The 16,948-nt window shown below is 65.7% G+C and carries 14 protein-coding genes; 5 read left to right on the top strand and 9 right to left on the bottom strand.

All coding sequences use genetic code 11. The annotated features are described in order from the left end of the window. Nucleotides 1-10: 10 nt before the first annotated feature. From WN73_RS28210 to murJ, 3 genes are all read right to left on the bottom strand, one after another. The gene (locus tag WN73_RS28210) at nt 11-505 is read right to left on the bottom strand and encodes a universal stress protein (RefSeq protein WP_028172532.1); all 495 of its coding nucleotides are present in this window, start codon (nt 503-505) and stop codon (nt 11-13) included. Nucleotides 506-613: 108 nt separating this feature from the next. Continuing rightward, nucleotides 614-1,666 (bottom strand): tryptophan--tRNA ligase, encoded by a 1,053-nt coding sequence (gene trpS / locus WN73_RS28205; RefSeq protein ID WP_028172533.1) that lies wholly within the window; start codon nt 1,664-1,666, stop codon nt 614-616. A gap of 92 nt (nt 1,667-1,758) precedes the next feature. Next, nucleotides 1,759-3,291, bottom strand: coding sequence for a murein biosynthesis integral membrane protein MurJ (gene murJ / locus WN73_RS28200; RefSeq protein ID WP_028172534.1), 1,533 nt, complete (start codon nt 3,289-3,291; stop codon nt 1,759-1,761). Nucleotides 3,292-3,416: 125 nt separating this feature from the next. Between murJ and WN73_RS28195 the strand changes: the two genes are divergently transcribed. Then, nucleotides 3,417-4,418, top strand: a complete 1,002-nt coding sequence (locus tag WN73_RS28195; protein WP_011083626.1) for an adenosine kinase — start codon at nt 3,417-3,419, stop codon at nt 4,416-4,418. Between the two features lie 165 nt (nt 4,419-4,583). On the opposite strand, the gene WN73_RS28190 is transcribed toward WN73_RS28195, so the two are convergent. Beyond that, a complete protein-coding gene (locus WN73_RS28190; protein ID WP_028172535.1) occupies nt 4,584-5,777 on the bottom strand; it encodes a serine hydrolase domain-containing protein in 1,194 nt (397 codons plus the stop codon). A gap of 347 nt (nt 5,778-6,124) precedes the next feature. Between WN73_RS28190 and WN73_RS28185 the strand changes: the two genes are divergently transcribed. Next, nucleotides 6,125-6,445: a hypothetical protein gene (locus WN73_RS28185; protein ID WP_011083628.1), complete on the top strand. Its 321-nt coding sequence runs from the start codon at nt 6,125-6,127 to the stop codon at nt 6,443-6,445. Between the two features lie 189 nt (nt 6,446-6,634). Then, a complete protein-coding gene (locus tag WN73_RS28180; protein WP_028172536.1) occupies nt 6,635-8,128 on the top strand; it encodes an NAD-dependent succinate-semialdehyde dehydrogenase in 1,494 nt (497 codons plus the stop codon). A 51-nt stretch (nt 8,129-8,179) separates the two neighbouring features. Here the strand turns inward: WN73_RS28180 and WN73_RS28175 are convergent, their stop codons facing one another. From WN73_RS28175 to WN73_RS28155, 5 genes are all read right to left on the bottom strand, one after another. After that, complete coding sequence (locus WN73_RS28175; RefSeq protein WP_011083630.1) at nt 8,180-8,455, bottom strand: hypothetical protein; 276 nt, start codon at nt 8,453-8,455, stop codon at nt 8,180-8,182. A 192-nt stretch (nt 8,456-8,647) separates the two neighbouring features. Continuing rightward, nucleotides 8,648-9,070, bottom strand: a complete 423-nt coding sequence (locus WN73_RS44750) for a hypothetical protein (RefSeq protein ID WP_231166608.1) — start codon at nt 9,068-9,070, stop codon at nt 8,648-8,650. Between the two features lie 352 nt (nt 9,071-9,422). Further along, nucleotides 9,423-11,639, bottom strand: coding sequence for an SLC26A/SulP transporter family protein (locus WN73_RS28165; protein ID WP_271555625.1), 2,217 nt, complete (start codon nt 11,637-11,639; stop codon nt 9,423-9,425). Nucleotides 11,640-11,922: 283 nt separating this feature from the next. Beyond that, a complete protein-coding gene (locus WN73_RS28160) occupies nt 11,923-12,837 on the bottom strand; it encodes a phosphoribosylaminoimidazolesuccinocarboxamide synthase (RefSeq protein WP_028172538.1) in 915 nt (304 codons plus the stop codon). A gap of 93 nt (nt 12,838-12,930) precedes the next feature. Continuing rightward, nucleotides 12,931-13,848 (bottom strand): pirin family protein, encoded by a 918-nt coding sequence (locus WN73_RS28155; RefSeq protein WP_028172539.1) that lies wholly within the window; start codon nt 13,846-13,848, stop codon nt 12,931-12,933. Nucleotides 13,849-14,139: 291 nt separating this feature from the next. On the opposite strand from WN73_RS28155, the gene WN73_RS28150 reads away from it, so the two are divergent. Next, entirely contained in the window at nt 14,140-15,201 is a 1,062-nt protein-coding gene (locus WN73_RS28150; RefSeq protein ID WP_271555623.1) for an AraC family transcriptional regulator, read from the top strand. 315 nt (nt 15,202-15,516) lie between these two features. Further along, nucleotides 15,517-16,944 carry a serine hydrolase domain-containing protein gene (locus WN73_RS28145; RefSeq protein ID WP_271555621.1) on the top strand — a complete coding sequence of 476 codons (1,428 nt, stop codon included), beginning with the start codon at nt 15,517-15,519 and terminating at the stop codon, nt 16,942-16,944. The last annotated feature ends 4 nt before the right edge of the window (nt 16,945-16,948 follow it).

Here is a 16,948-nt window from a genome sequence, read left to right as displayed (position 1 = left end):
AGCGCCCGGCCTACGACAGCGAATCCACGCTTTGGTCGCTCAGCGCGCCGGAGATGATCGTCACCGGCACCGGGAACGTGCCCAGCTCATGCGCGAGCAGCGCGACCAGGGGTCCCGGACCTTCCGCGCCGGGATTGGCGGCGAGCACCAGCATGGCGATGTCGGGGTCCTCGTCGATCACCGCGAGCAGCTGTTCCATCGCGGCCCCTTCGCGAATCACCCGCTCCGGCGTGATCGCGGCAATGCCGTTGGCGCGGCCGGCGGCGCGGTCGAGCGCGGCTTCCGCCGCCTCATGCGCCTCGGCGCGCATGATGTCGGCGACACCAAGCCATTCCTGGGTCTGCTGCTCGGGCTCGATGATGCGCAGCATCACCACCCCGCCGCCGGCGCGGATCGCCCAGCGGCTGGCGTAGTAGACCGCGCGGTCCCATTCGGCGGTGTCGTCGACGATGACGAGGCATTTGGGCTTGTGACCCGGCTCGAAGCAAAGTCGCTTGCTGGTCATGCATGTCCCGGCGTGTGCGCGGCCGGCATGCTGCCACACTCCCGCAACGTTTGGGAGAGGGGAAGCGGCCGACGCCGGCGCGCCGGCCGCGTTTTGCGAATGCGACAATCAGCGCCGGCGGATGAAGCCGACGATGTCCTTCGAGAGCTTCATGGTCTCGTCGGCGATCGCGCGGGCCCGGTCGGAACCCTCGTTCAGGATCGCGTCGATATGGCCGGGGTCGGCGACGAGGCGCTTCATCTCGCCGGCAATCGGCGCGAGCTTGGTGACGCACAGCTCCGCCAGCGCGTTCTTGAAGCTGGAGAACTGTCCGCCGCCGAAATCCCTGAGCACGTCGGCCTTGGAGCGGTCGGCGAGCGCCGCGAAGATGCCGACGAGATTGTCGGCCTCGGGCCGGGCTTCCAGGCCTTTCTCCTCGGTCGGAAGCGGCTCCGGATCGGTCTTCGCCTTTCGGATCTTCTGCGCGATGGTGTCGGCGTCGTCGGTGAGGTTGATGCGCGAATTGTCCGAGGCATCCGACTTCGACATCTTCTTGGTGCCGTCGCGCAAGCTCATCACGCGCGTCGCCGGGCCCGTGATGAAGGGTTCCGGCAGCGGGAAGAACATGCCGTCATTGGTGCCCTGGGCGCGGATCGAGTCGCCGAAGTCGTTGTTGAACTTCTGCGCGATGTCGCGCGAGAGCTCGAGATGCTGCTTCTGGTCCTCGCCGACCGGCACGTGGGTGGCGCGGTACAGGAGGATATCGGCCGCCATCAGCACGGGATAGTCGAACAGCCCGACGGAGGCGTTCTCGCGGTCCTTGCCGGCCTTCTCCTTGAACTGGGTCATGCGGCCGAGCCAGCCCATGCGCGCGACGCAGTTGAATATCCAGGCGAGCTCGGCATGACCCGAGACCTGGCTCTGGTTGAACACGATGTGCTTCTTTGGATCGATGCCGCTGGCGATGAACGCGGCGGTCACCTCGCGGGTGTTGCGCGCGAGCTCGACCGGTCCGCCCCAGACGTCCACGCCCTGCGTGATCGCGTGCATGTCGACGACGCAATAAATGCAGTTATGGGTTTCCTGCATCTTCACGAAGTTGACGATCGCGCCGAGGTAATTGCCGAGATGCAAATTGCCCGTCGGCTGGACGCCCGAGAAGACCCGTTCAACGAATGGCATGGCAAGCTTTCCTGGAAGGTACCGGCCGTCGTTTCCAACAGCGGCGCTGCCTCGTCAAGGGCAATTCGATCATCCTGCGCGCCGAGGTCGGGCTAGGCGGGCCGCCTCAAGGCGGCAGCCGCCTCGCGCCAGGAGGCCGCGCCGAGGATTTGCAGGAGCAGGCCGTAGACGGCGATTCCGGCCGCGATCTGCACGCCCAGCACGATGAATTTGATGACGCCATGCGCGTCGGGCGGCACCAGGCCCGCGGTCAGCCAGAGCAGGGCGCCCATGGCGGAAGCGGCGAGCACGATCCGCGGCAGTCGCCTGCGGGCGGCGGTGTCGACCGAGAAGCCGAATTCGCCCGTGCCCTTCCGCAGCAGCGAGAGCGCGCTGCTCCAGGCGCCGGCCGCGATACTCGCGGCGATCCCGCTTGCGCCGAAGAAATGGCCGAGCAGAACCGCAAGCGCGACCGCGACCACAAAACCCTTGGCCGTTGCGAGCAGCGGCGTCATCGTGTCGCTGCGGGCATAGAAGGCCGGTGACAGCGCCTTGATCAGCACGTGGGCCGGCAGGCCCAGCGCCAGCCACATCAGCGCGCGCGCGGTGGCCGTGCTGTCATCGGCGCCGAAGGCGCCATGCTCGAACAGCAGCCGCACGATCGGCTCGGCCAGCACGATCAGGCCGAGGGTTGCCGGCAGCGCGAGCCCGGTCGCAAGTTCCAGCGCGCGCGATTCCGCATGCGCCACCGCGTCGCGGTCGCCGCCGGTGACGGCGCGCGTGAGCTCCGGCACCAGCACCGTTCCCATGGCGACGCCGACGATGCCGAGCGGCAGCTCGATCAGGCGGTTGGCGAAATAGAGCCAGGAGACGGCAGAGGGCGTCGCCGAAGCGATGATCGCACCGGCCACCATCAGCCATTGCGGGCCCGAGCTTGCGATCATGCCGGGAATGGCCTTGGCGAAGAAGCCGCGCATCTCCTTGTCGAAGCTTGCGCGCAACGGTGCGGCAAGCCGTCCGCTTCGCTGCGACAGCAGCATGGCGAGTTGCAGTAGCCCGGCGATGCCGACGGTCGCCGCCAGCATCCACGCGGCGGAGGTCGCATCGGCATGCCAGACCAGCAGCGTCGCGATTGCGGCGATCAGGGCGATGTTGAACAGCAGCGGCGAGAACGCCGTGAGCGCAAAACGCCCCTGCGCGTTGAGCAGCCCCATCAGCACGGTGACGGGGCCGGCGAAAGCGAGATAGGGCAGCATCAGCCGCGCGTTCTGGACGGCGAGATCGAGGCTGCTGCTACCGAGAAATCCCGGCGCGATCACCGTGATGATCAGCGGCATCAAGAGCGCAATGACGAGCGAGATTGCGATCAGGGCCGCGCTGACCGTGCCGAGCACGCGTCCCGCGAACGCGGAGGCGGCCGCCTCGCCGTCGCGATCCCGGACGCGCAGCCAGGCCGGGATCAGCGCCGCGTTCAGGGCCCCTTCGCTGAGCAGCCGCCGCACCACGTTGACGAGCTGGAATGCCGCCAGAAAGGCATCCGCCACCGCGCCGGTGCCGAGCAGGGCGGCAATCATGGAATCGCGCGCAAAGCCCAGCAGTCGCGAGGCCAGTGTTCCCGTCGAGACGGTCAGGAAGGAGCGGATCATTGCGCGTGCATAATACCGTGGCTTGCCCGCGAAGGCCGGGTCGTGATAGGCCGCGAGCCAGATTTCAGGCCGACAGGAAGCGGATTTTCCCGGCAATCGCAATCCGCCAAACAGGATCAAGGTGAATGGCTGACGTGAAATATGACGTTCTCGGGATCGGCAACGCGCTGTTCGACGTGCTGGTCAGGACCGACGAGGCTTTTCTCGCCAAGCACGGCATGACCAAGGGCAGCATGTCGCTGATCGACGAGGCGCGGGCCGCCGCCATCTACCAGGATATGGGCCCGGCGACGGAAGTCTCGGGGGGATCTGCCGCCAACACCATCGTCGGCATCGGCAGCCTCGGTGCGCGTGCCGCCTATGTCGGCAAGGTCAAGGACGACCAGATCGGCAAGCTCTACGTCCACGACATCCGTGCCGCCGGCGTTGCCTTCAACACGCCCGCCGCGAAGGATGGTCCCGCCACCGGCTGCTCCTACATCCTGGTCACGGGCGATGGCGAGCGCACCATGAACACCTATCTCGGCGCGGCGCAGGATCTGTCGCCGGCCGATATCGATCCGGCCGAGATCGCGAGCGCCGGGATCGTCTATCTCGAGGGCTATCTCTGGGACCCCAAGAACGCCAAGGAGGCCTTCGTCAAGGCGGCCAAGATCGCTCATGACGCGAGGCGCAAGGTGGCGCTGACATTGTCGGATTCCTTCTGCGTCGATCGCTATCGCGACGAGTTCCTGTCCTTGATGCGCAACGGCACCGTCGACATCGTCTTTGCCAACGAGTCCGAGCTGCATTCGCTCTACATGACCTCGGACTTCGACACGGCGCTGAAGCAGCTGCGCAACGACGTCAATCTCGGCGTGGTCACCCGCAGCGAGAAGGGCTGCATGGTCGTCTCGGCGGAAGACGCCGTCGCCGCGCCGGCGGCTCCCATCGCCAAGCTCGTCGACACGACAGGCGCCGGCGATCTCTTCGCCGCCGGCTTCCTCTATGGCCTGGCGCGCAACCTGCCGTACAAGCAGTGCGGCGAGCTCGGCGCGCTCGCGGCCGCCGAAGTGATCCAGCACATCGGCGCGCGTCCGCAAGTGTCGCTGAAGGAGCTGGCGGAGCAGCGCGGGCTGACGGCGTAACGCAAGCCCGCGCCTCGCTCTCCGCTGTCATCGCCCGGCTTGACCGGGCGATCCAGTACTCCGAGACGCCTGTGATTTATTGAGAAGCCGCGGCGTACTGGATCCCCCGCCTTCGCGGGGGATGACAGTCGTCGTGTGGTGAGAGCCGTGCGCGAAGTCGCCCCCTCACGCCGCCTTCTGCCCGCTCCCCGCATCGAGCCCGGCATAGACGCCGCGCTCGAATCCCGCGAACGCCTCCAGGCACTTTCCGTCCGCGAACGGCAACACCTGCATCAGGATCACGCCGGTGACGTCGCGCGCCGGGTCGATCCAGTAATAGGTGTTGGCGAGGCCCGCCCAGGCGAGGCTGTTCGGGCTGCGGCCTTCCGGCGTCTTGGCGGTGTTGATGAGGAAGCTGAGGCCCCACTTCTTCACCTGGTCCGGATAGAGGTCGACGTCGTTGGTGTACATCGGCGCCACCGAGGTCATCTTGGTGACGTTGAGATCGCCGATGTGGTTCTGCCCCATCGTTGCGACCGTCTCGGCCTTCAGCACCTGGTTGCCGTTGCCGCGGCCCTTGTTCAGGATCATCTGCGTGAACCTGATGTAGTCGGCCGCGGTCGAATAGAGGCCGCCGCCGCCCATGCAAAATTCCGGCGCCTGCTCGAGCTCGAACGGGATCGCGCCGAGCTGGCCGTCCTCGCCGCGCGCATGCATGCCGACCAGCCGTTTGCGCATGTCGTCGGTGATCTTGAAGCCGGTGTCGCCCATGCCGAGCGGGGCGAACAGATTGTCGCGCAAATACGCGTCCAGCCGCTTGCCGCTGACGGCTTCCACCGCCTTGCCGACGAAATCGATATTGGTGCCGTATTCCCAGCGCGTGCCGGGATCGGAGGCGATCGGCGTCTTCAGCGCGGCGTTCTGGCAGGTGATGATACCCGGCGTTCCGGTCTTCTCGAGATAGATGCCCATATTGCCGTTCCACATGTCGTAGCAGAAGCCGGCGGTGTGGGTCATGAGCTGGCGCAGCGTGATCGGTCCCTTGGCCGGCCGCAGCTTCGGCTCGCCCTTGGCGTCAAAGCCTTCGAGCACCTGCGGCTTGGCGAGGTCGGGCAGCACCTCACCGATCGGCGCGTCCAGCGACAGCTTGCCTTGCTCGACCAGCTGCATCGCGCCCGCTGCGGTCACAGCCTTCGTCATCGATGCGATCCAGAACACGCTGTCCGCTGTCATCGCGTCGGGCTTGGACAGATCGCGCTTGCCGAACGCGCCCTGATACAGCACGTCGTTACCGCTGGCGGCGATCGCCACCACGCCGGGAATCTCCTTGGCGTCGCTTGTCTTACGCAGAACCTCGTCGATCTGGGCTTGGCTTTGCATACGCGTTTCCTCCGGTTTGATTATTGTTGGAAGTGATCGATTGTCCTCCTGCATGCCCCGCGCGGCAAGCGCGTCGCGATGTCTCCGCCGGTCGCGATGTCGTGACTTGACGACCCGCGCCGCGCGCAGGACGACAGGTCGTCTGAACTGAAACACTCCGTCACAATCTGGGGTGGATGGCCGCAACGAACCGTGACCGTGGACGGGCTCCGGCGATATGTTTCGCGTGTTTGAAGCACTTGAAACATTTTGTGCGTCGCGGCGTTTGGCAACGGGCCCAATCAGCCGCGGACGTTAGGACTTGATACAAATTTGGCGGCCGGCACCGGCCGCGAGGGGGACCTCTGATGATTTCAACCTGGAGCGAATGGAAGCGCTATCCCCGTCCCGGACGGGGCGACAATCTCGAGGCGCCGATCTCGCCCGGCATTTACGAGGTCCGCATCGCCGGCAGCGGCGCGCTCTATTCGTTCGGCGCGGTCGACAATCTGGCGCAGGCGCTGGCGCTGCTTCCGGTCGGCTCGAAATCGTGGTTTGGCCGCCGCGACACCACGGGCGTTCCCGATCTCGAATATCGCACCTGTGCGACCTCCTCGAAGTCCGACGCCAAAGCCGCCGCCGAGCGCATGATCGGCCGGCGCGAGACCTATATGAGCGGCGCGGCCTGAGCATGATCCGGACCCGAAGGGCCGCGTTAGCGCAAAGTGTGCAGCGGTTTTCCGGAAAGATCATGCTCAAACAATAAGTTCGCCGCTACGAGCTTAGCTCCCATCTGATGTGCGTTGCGGGGCGGTGCATTACGCGCCGTCTGTCCCTATATTCCGGGCCGATCCGATCGCGCTCCGAGGAGTAACGCTATGACCCCGACTGCCGCCGCACGCGCCCAGCACGCCACCGCCACCCTGCGCGACCGGTTGAAGGACCCGTCGCTGCTGAAGGAGGCCTGCTACATCGACGGCGCCTGGGTCGGCACGCCGGTCTTTGCCGTCAACAATCCCGCCACCGGCGTCGAGCTTGCGAAGGTTCCACAGCTTGGTGCGGACGATACGACCAAGGCGGTCGAAGCCGCCGAGCGGGCCTTTCCCGCCTGGGCCAAGCACACCGCCAAGCAGCGCTCCAACATTTTGCGCAAATGGTTCGAGCTGATCATCGCCAATCGCGAGGACCTTGCGCTGATCCTCACCTCCGAGCAGGGCAAGCCGCTCTCCGAGGCATTGGGCGAGGTCGACATCGGCGCCGCCTATATCGAGTTCTTCGCCGAGGAAGCCCGCCGCGTCTATGGCGAAACCATTCCGACGCAACGTCCTGATGCGCGCCTGCTCGCGATCAAGCAGCCGATCGGCGTCTGCGGTGCGATCACGCCGTGGAATTTCCCGAACTCGATGATCACGCGAAAAGTCTCGCCGGCGCTGGCGGCCGGCTGCACCGTGGTGCTGAAGCCGGCCAACGAGACGCCGCTGTCGGCGCTGGCGCTGGCCGTGCTCGCCGAGAAGGCCGGCATCCCCAAGGGCGTACTCAACATCATCACCGGCGACGCGCCGCCGATCGGCAAGGTGCTGTGCGAGCATCCGGCGGTGCGCTTCGTCGGCTTCACCGGCTCGACCGCCGTCGGCAAGATTCTCTACCAGCAGGCCTCCGTCGGCGTGAAGCGGCTCGGCCTCGAGCTCGGCGGCAACGCGCCCTTCGTGGTGTTCGACGACGCCGATATCGATGCGGCGGTCGAAGGCGCGATCGTCTCGAAATACCGCAACATGGGCCAGACCTGCGTCTGCGCCAACCGCCTCTACGCCCAGGACAAGATCTACGACGAGTTCGTGCAGAAGCTGTCGAAGAAGGTCGCGGTGATGAAGATCGGCGACGGCACAGAAGCCGGCGTGACGCAGGGCCCGCTGATCAACCTGAAGGCGGTCGACAAGGTCGAGCGCCACATTGCCGACGCCGTGAAGCGCGGCGCCAAGGTCGTCACCGGCGGCAAGCGCAGCGAGCTCGGACGCTCCTTCTTCGAGCCCACGGTGCTCGCCAACGTCAAGCCGGACTCGCTGGTGGCGCAGGAGGAAACCTTCGGCCCGCTCGCGCCGGTGATCCGCTTCAAGGACGAGGCCGACGTCATCGCGATGTGCAACGCCTCGCCGTTTGGGCTCGCCTCCTACTTCTATTCCCGCGATCTCGGCCGCGTCTGGCGTGTCGCCGAAGCGCTGGAGTCCGGCATGGTCGGCGTCAACACCGGCCTGATCACCACGGAAGTCGCGCCGTTCGGCGGCGTCAAGGAAAGCGGCTTGGGGCGCGAAGGCTCGCGCCACGGCATGGAAGAGTATGTCGAGATCAAATACGTGATGATGGCGGGGGTCTAACCGGCAATCGATGCTGCGCGCCGGCGATTTGAACTCGCCGGCGCGAATGCATCAGCGGCACACGTAGGCGCCGTTCACATATACGCGGACGCATGCTGTGCCGACCGCTGCCGCGCCTACCGCCGCTCCCCCTACGACCGCGCGCCGCGTGGTTCGACGTGCGACGCCGGCGACGCTCGCCGGGGTTGCCGGTCGTCCGACCCTGGCTTCAGCGGCTTGAACGACGAGCGTGATGCCGTCCTCGTGTGACCAATTGATCGAGCCGAAAATTCCACAGCCTAGAACGGCTGCAACAAGTAGCATTCGCTTGGTGCCGGCCAGCTTCATGGCAATCTCCCTCGGGTATCAAAGCCGAGCGATCAGCATTCTCTGGTCATTTGCTCCCGGCTTGATCTGGATCAATGGAGCACAGGAATTGCAAAGCGGCTTGCTCGCTGTTGCGAGGCGTGCGCCGTCTGGCAAAGGTGCAAGATGCGGGAGGCGGCTCGAAAGCCGCCTCCCGCTGATGCGACTGTGCCATTACTGACAGCGATACATGCGGCCGTCCTCCATCTTGGTCAGCGTACCGGGTGTGCAGACCATGCCGTTTCGCCTGCGCCAGTCCTCCGGCGAGTAGGCGTAAGACGCGTAAGGACCGCCGCCCGCATAATAGCCCGGACCGGCCCCCCATCCAGGTGACGTTGCGGCAATCGCGGCGGCTGTGCCAACCGCTGCGACACCTGCTCCGACACCGTAGGCGCCGGCACCATATACGGCGCGCCGTGTCTGTCGACGCGCCACGCCGGCAACGCTCACGGGAGTCAGCGGGCGACCGACCCGCGCCTGTGCACTGTCGACCGACATCGAGACGCCGTGCTCCTCAGACCAGGCGAAGGAGAACAACGTCGCGCAGGCGAAGGTCGAGACTGCTATTGCAATTCTTGTCGCGCATGTACGTGTCATGTTTTTTCCTCCATTGCTGTCTTCCAAATGCGCTTTCGCTGTCCGGGGGCCGTTGCGCGGTCCCTGGCGGTCTTCTCGCGCTGGTCTGGAGCGGCGTGCAACCGACGCCGTTTGCGCGCGGCGCAAGCGGCGGCCCTTGCGATAAGAGAAGCTTCATCGGAGGCACGCCGTATCGTACTCGGAGAGCAATGGCAGGCAGGATCATATTGCAGATCGGCGACGCCCGCTATTGTCCCAATGCACCGCAATGGGTCACGCCAACTGCCTCATTGCAATGCTTGGTGGCGCAATCTCATGAGACGGAAGTGCCGTAGCCCGGACTGCGTTTCGCTCCGTCCGGACTACGCGGTCGTTACCGCCGCAGCACCGCGATCGTCCTGTTCGCAAATGTCAGTCGCTCGGCCATGACCGACACGAAATAGGTCAGCAGCTTGCGGCTGAGCGCGGGGGCCTCGTCCCTGATCGCGTCGAACTGGTGCGTGTTCAGCACGTAGAGCACGCTGTCGACCTCGGCCTGGATCGTCGCGCTGCGCGGCGTCTGCGACACCAGGCCCATCTCGCCGATCGTGGTGTAGCGCCCGAGGCTTCGGACCCGCGTCATGCCATTCTGCTCCGCGGGGATCATGATCCCAACGCGGCCGTCGAGGATGAAGTGCATGGAATCGGCGGCATCGCCGGCCTGCACGATGATTTCGCCGGCCTCGACCTCGAGGCGCTGGCAGCGGCGGATCAGTTCGTCGGCATCGTCCTCGCTGTCGAGAATCCCTGCGAACCAGTCGCGCAAATTCGCCTCTTCCTGCGCCAGGCCCTGATGCTGCGCGATGAGCTCGTTCTCGCACCACTCCAGCGCATGATCGAGCTCGGGAATGACGGTGACGCCGTCGCCGAGGAAATCGCTGGAGCGCAGCACCTTCTCGGCCGCGGCTGGCAGGTGCACCAGGATCAGCTCGACGCCGAGGTCGCCGGCGCTGCGCTTGATCTGGGCAAAACTGTAGGCGGCCGACGAATCGACGCCGGTGACGAGCTTGAAGTCGAACAGCAGATAGCGGCACTCCGGGCGTTCGTGCAGCAGTTTCTTGACGTGCTGATAGAGCCGGTTGGCGGACCCGAAGAACAGATAGCTCTGGAGATTCAGGCCCTGGATCTTGCCGCCATGAGCGAGCAGCACCTCCTGGTCGTCGCGCGAGCGATCGAGCGAGGAGCGATATTCGGCGCCGTCAAAACTGTATTTGATCGATTCGACCCGCGCCGCGCTGAATGCGAAGGTCGTGCAGCCGATGATCACGCCGATCAGGATGCCCGGCACGAAACCCCAGATGACGATGATCGCGATGATGGCGACCAGCGACAGATATTCGAGCTTCGAGAGCCGCTTGCGCGACTCGATGAGCCATTTGTGGAGCTGATCGGCGCCGAGATAGAGCAGCAGGCCGCCGAGCACGAATTTCGGCATGAAGCCGAGCAGCTCCGGTGCGATCGCGAGCATCAGCAGTGATATGGCCGCAACCGTGAAGCCGGACAGGCGTCCGCGGCCGCCGCTGCTGAAATTGAGGATCGAGCGGCTGACCGAGATGCAGCCGGCATAGCCGGCGAGCGCGCCGGACAGGATATTGGCGGCGCCGGTCGTGTTCAGCTCCCGCTCAAGATTGGCCTCGCGGTGAACGGCGACCTCGATGCCGGTGGTGTTGAACAGGGTGCTGGAGGCGCTAACGAAGATGACGGCGACGACGTTGCCGAGCAGGTCCGGCACGGCGAACCACGGATAGTGCGCGAGGTCGTCGATGTGCCAGGGCAACATGAAGGTCGCCGGCGGCGGCGGCTGGAACATCCAGCCCAAAGCGCGCGCCTCCTCCGGCGAAATCCCGGCGATCCAGAACGCCAGATGCGCGGCGAGCATGCCGCCGACCAGGATGATCGGCAACCCGAACGCGTTGCGCGAGCGGTGCCACGTCAGATAGAGCACCAGCGCCATCGCGCAGGCGGCGCCCAGCTCCGACATCGTGACGCCGTTGGTGAAGCGCGGCAGGGTGGCAAACTGCACGGGACGATCGGTGATCACCCGGATCGCGCCCATCACGATCAAGAGCCCGGTGGCGCCGAGAAAGCCGCCGATCACCGGATAAGGCACGTAGCGGATGGCGCGGCCCATCCGCGTCAGTCCCAGTCCGCACAGCACGATCCCGGTCAGCATGGTCGACAGGCCGAGCGTGATCAGGACGGGCGAGAGCAGCGGCGCCGACAGATTGGCCGCTTCAATGCGTTCGACCAGCGAGGCGGCCAAGATGCCCGTCACCGCGGCGGTCGAGCTGTCGGGGCCGGCGACCGCGAAGGGCAGGGAGCTTCCCAGCCCAATGACAGCCGCAAGGACCGCGGAGCTGATGAAAGTCGCGGCGATGCCGTAGGACAGATAAGGCGACAGCGGCCCGGTGAAGATCAGCAGCGCGTAGGATAGCCCGAAAGTGACGGCCAGGACGCTGGCGGCGCTCCCGCCCAATATATCATTCAGCGCACGCCTGAGGGCCGGGTTGAAACGGGCAGCCGGACTGAAAATAATTGCTGGATCGGTCACGCGGTTGCGCTCGCCCCTGAAAAAGTCCCGTCCGAGACGTAGACGACTGCGGACTTAGCGCAACAGGATTCTAGTAGCTATGAAATATCCGACAGTTTCGGCGATGGCATGTGAACGGCCAATCATGCGTGAAGAAATAGAGCCGGACGGACAATGCCGGAGCGGCGCACCGACCCCCTCCACGTCATTGCGAGCGTAGCGAAGCAATCCAGAATCCCTCCGCGGAAAGACTCTGGATTGCTTCGTTGCGCTCGCAATGACGAGTTTGTGGCAGCAACTGCGCCTAAATCTTCAGCTCTTTCCCCGTCACGCGCCGATACGCCTCCAGATACCGTTTGCTGGTCGCCTCCACCACGCTCGCCGGCAGCGGCGGCGGCGGGGCGTCGCCGTTCCAGCGGCCGGCGCGGCGCTCGACGTCGAGATAGTCGCGCAGCGGCTGCTTGTCGAAGCTCGCCTGTGGCTGGCCGGGCTTGTAGGCATCGACGGCCCAGAACCGCGACGAATCCGGCGTCATCACCTCGTCGATCAGGATGATGCGGCCGTCCTTGTCGCGGCCGAACTCGAACTTGGTGTCGGCGATGATGATGCCCTGCTCGCGCGCCAGCTCCTCGCCGAGCGTGTAGATCGCGCGCGTCATGCTCTCGAGCGTGTAGGCTGTCTCGTCGCCGACCACCTCGCGCATCCGCGCAATCGTGATGTTCTCGTCATGGCCGGTCTCGGCCTTGGTCGCCGGGCTGAAGATCGCTGGCTCCAGCTTCTCGCTCTCGACGAGGCCGGCCTTCAGCTTCTCGCCCGCGAGCGTGCCGCTGGCGGCGTATTCCTTCCAGGCCGATCCCGAGAGATAGCCGCGGATCACGCATTCGATCGGAAACACCGTGGTGCGGCGGGAGAGCATGGCGCGGCCGAGGATCTCGGCGCGATGCGGCTTCAAGGCGGGCACGGCCGCGATGATCTCGTCGGTGTCGGCGCTGATCATGTGATGCGGCACCACGCCTTCAAGCTCGTTGAACCAGAACGCGCTGATCTGGGTCAGCACCGCGCCCTTCATCGGGATGGTCTCGCCCATGACGACGTCGAAGGCGCTGATGCGGTCGGTGGTAAGGAGCAGCAGGCGGTCGTCGTCGACGGCATAGATGTCGCGCACCTTGCCGCGCCCGATCTTGGGGAGCGGCAGGTCGCTGGAGAGCATGGTGGTCATCGGCAAAGCTTTCGCAGACAGATCTTTCGAAGGCATGGCCTTCAGGCGGGAAATCCGGCCGCGCCTGACGGCACGGCCGGAAACCGGATTAGCCTATTCCGGCAACGGAATGAACTCATGTTCCTGAGGAACCGCCGCGAAGCGGCCGGTTTTCCAGTCCTGCTTGGCCTGCTCGATCCGCTCCTTGCTGGAGGAGACGAAATTCCACCAGATGTGGCGCGGGCCTTCCAGTGCATCGCCGCCGAGAAACATCATTCGCGTGGCCTTGAGTGCCTTCACGGTGATGCGGTCACCGGGGCGGAAGATCAGCAGCCGCGGCCCCTCATAGCGCTCGTTCGCGATCTCGACCTCGCCGTCGACCACGTAGATCGCGCGCTCCTCGTGATCGGGGTCAAGCGGCACGCTCGCGCCCGCGACCGCCGTGACCTCGGTGTAGAACCAGGGCGAGACCATGGACACCGGCGACGTGATGCCGAAGGCGGAGCCCGCGATCACCCGCGCGGTGAAATCCCGCTCGGAGATCATCGGCAGGTCGCCGGCGCCGTAATGCTGGAACGACGGTGCGATCTCTTCCGATCCGGCCGGCAGCGCGATCCAGCTTTGCAGGCCCAGCATCTGCTGGCCCGAGGCGCGCTGCGCATCCGGCGTGCGCTCGGAATGCGCGATGCCGCGGCCCGCCGTCATCAGGTTCATCGCGCCGGGCGCGATCTCCTGGACGTTGCCCTCGCTGTCGCGATGCATGATCGAGCCGTCGAACAGATAGGTGACGGTGGCAAGTCCGATATGCGGATGCGGCCGCACGTCCATGCCCTTGCCGGAAACGAACTGCACCGGGCCGAAATGATCGAAGAAGATGAAGGGTCCGACCATTTGCCGCCTGCCATGGGGCAGCGCGCGCCGCACGACGAAGCCGTCGCCGAGGTCGCGCGTGCGCGGCACGATGACAAGATCGAGCGCATCGCAGGACATGGGATCGCCGAGCACGGGATCGTTGGAGGGTTGCCAGCTCATGATGGACTCCTTTTAACTTTCTTGGGCACGATCGTAGCAGGATTTGGCGTCGCCGTCGCGACAAAGCCGGACAAGATGTCGTGGGGGCGGCGGTGCCACATTCTCAACTGTCTTCGCCCGCGAAGGCGGGCGATCCAGTACGCCGCGGACCATCGATTTAATCATTGCCGTCTCGGAGTACTGGATCGCCCGGTCAAGCCGGGCGATGACGGTTGTGGTGCGGATGGTGCTTGAAAAAATCGGCCTGACGAACGATGGTCGGTCGATTACACCAGACGGCCGCCACAACTGATGACCCTTGCCGCAACAGAGCTTGCATTTCGCGCCGCGTCCGTGGCGCTGCTGCTGGTGCTTGCGGCGTCCTTGGTCTCGGATTTCCGCAATGTGCTGGCGGCCCGGCTCGGTGCGGCCTTCGCGCTGGGCTCAGCGGCGCATGCGGCGAGCTATTCGGTAGATGTCACGTCGCGGATCCCGCTCCTGCATGCGCCGCTGATCGCGCTCTCGACCGGCACGATCGTGGTGTTCTGGCTGTTCACACGCTCCCTGTTCGACGACGAGTTTCGCCTCCGCTGGTGGCACGGATGGGTCTGGGCGCTGGTGACGGCCTTCAGCTTCGCAGGCTGCGTCTGGATTGCACCCAGCGGCCATGTGCGGTTCTCGGTGACGGTGGTCAATCTGATCGCGCTCGGCTTCATCGCGCTCGCGGTCGGGCAGATGATCGCCTCCTGGCCGGCCGACCTGGTCGAGCGCCGCCGTCACGTTCGTGTCTTCATCGTCTGCGTAACCGCGCTCTATGGCGGGCTGAACGCGGTGCTCCAGATCGCCGTCGCCGGCCAGCACGTCGGCGATGTCGCCGAAACCATCAATGCCGGCGTGCTTGCCTGCACCGTCGCGGCGATCGTCTATGCCATGATGCGCGTTGACGGGGCGGATCTGTTTCCGGCCGCGGCGGAGCCCGCACCGCCGATTGTTTTCAGTCAGCCTGCAGCCGATGACGCGGCCGATCAAAAGCTCATCGACGCCCTGATGCGGCTGATGGCCGACGAGCGGATCTATCGCCAGGAGAACATCACCATCGGCGTCCTGGCGGGTCGGCTGAAGATTCCCGAATACCGGCTGCGCCGGCTGATCAACCAGCGGCTCGGCTACCGCAACTTCAATGTATTCCTGAACAACCACCGGATCGAGGAAGCAAAGGCCGCGCTCGCCGATCCCGCCCAGGCCGAGGTCCCGGTCATCACCATCGCCATGGACGCCGGCTTCCAGTCGCTCGGCCCGTTCAACCGCGCCTTCAAGGCGGTCACCGGCGTGACGCCGACGGAGTACCGGCGGCTCAACACCAGCGCGGCGTGACGGGTCCTTCGCCTCTCCCCGCCTGCGGGGAGAGGCCGACGCGCGAAGCGCGGCGGGTGAGGGGGAGCCTCCGCGAGTCAAACTCTCACCGCCCCCGCGGAGGCTCCCCCTCACCCCAACCCTCTCCCCGCAAGCGGGGCGAGGGAGCGGACCACCGTCGTGACTGCATCCTCGCATTGCTTTGAAATATTTGAGTTATTTCGGAATCGGCCAGCCCCGCTCAGTTTCAGCCACGCTATTTTCCAAATCCGGCGAGCGCGTGTCGCCCGCATCCGGCCTGCTCTCCCGCACCTGCCCCGAAGCCGGAGAAAGCCCGTGACCCGCCGCCGCAAGATCATCCTCCTCACCACCGCCATCGCCGCTGCCGGCGTCGCGCTCGGCGCGGCGCGGGCGCACGACGTGCCCAGGATCGCCACCGGCTTCGTCGCCGACATCCTGTGCTCCGAGACGTTCGTCTCGGGCCTGGATATCAGGCGGACCTTCGCCGAAACCATGGACGCCATGCCGGGCACCAGTCTGATCACCTGGGCGATGGACTATCAGGTCGATCGCGCGCGCAAGGACGTCACGGTGACATTGTTCGGCATCGGCCGCAGCCATGCCGTCTATCGCGAGGGGCTCGGCTGCACGCTGGAGCACGGCGCGGCGATCGCCGACGTCACCGTGCCTGCGGACGACAGGCAGCCGGCGCTGCTGCCCGAGATCGCCGGCCCTGCGATCGTGCCGCCGCAAAGTCCCGAGCTTGCCGCCGCGCTCGACCGCGCGTTCGCGGAGCCCGCGCAGCCGCCTTATCGCCGCACCCGCGCGGTCGTCGTGATGAAGGCGGGCCGCATCATCGCCGAGCGCTATGCGGACGGAATCGGACCGGAGACTCCGCTGCTTGGCTTCTCCATGACGAAATCGGCGATCTCGGCGCTAACAGGCGTGCTGGTGCGCCAGGGCAAGCTGAAGCTCGATGGGCCTGCGCCGGTCGCCGCCTGGAAAGATCCTGACGATCCGCGCCACGCCATTACCGTCGATCAGCTGCTGCGCCACACTGCGGGCCTTGCGCTCGGCAGCTCATTGGAGGCTTCGCTCGGCTCCGCCTTCGAGCCCGTCAACCGGATGAAGTTCATGGAATCCGACATGGCCACCTATGCAGAGAGCATCCCGCTCGAGACCGCACCGGGCACCGCGTGGAACTATCACGACGGCAACACCATCATTCTCGCGCATCTGATCCGCGTTGCTGCCGGCGGTACCCCCGAAGACGCGCTGCGCTTCGCGCGCCGCGAATTGTTCGCCCCGCTCGGCATGCGCCATGTCACGCTCCAGCTCGACGGCGCCGGCACGGTCGAGGGCTCCAGCGAAATGCTGGCGACCGCGCGTGACTGGGCGCGGTTCGGCCAGCTCTATCTCAATGACGGCCTCGCCGGCGGCAAGCGCATCCTCCCCGAGGGATGGGTGAACTATTCGGCGACGGCGACGCCAAACGCGTGGGTCGGCATCGGCGCCGGCTTCTGGACCAACCACGGCGCCAGCTTTGGCGCGAACCTTCGCATCACACACGGCTGGCCACGCGATGCCTTCTTCGCCAAGGGCACGATCGGGCAGTACACGATCGTCATTCCCTCGGAGCGACTCGTGATCGTGCGGCTCGGCCGCTCGCCGAACTGGCCGCCGGAGGCGGACGGCGTGTTCGATCTCGTGCGCGACGTGGTGGCCGCAACGCACGAGAAGGGGAAGCTGGCGGGGGTGAATTGATTTA

The organism is Bradyrhizobium sp. CCBAU 45394 (assembly GCF_028128655.1).
Lineage (GTDB): Bacteria > Pseudomonadota > Alphaproteobacteria > Rhizobiales > Xanthobacteraceae > Bradyrhizobium > Bradyrhizobium diazoefficiens.
This window is presented reverse-complemented; position numbering and strand designations above follow the sequence as displayed.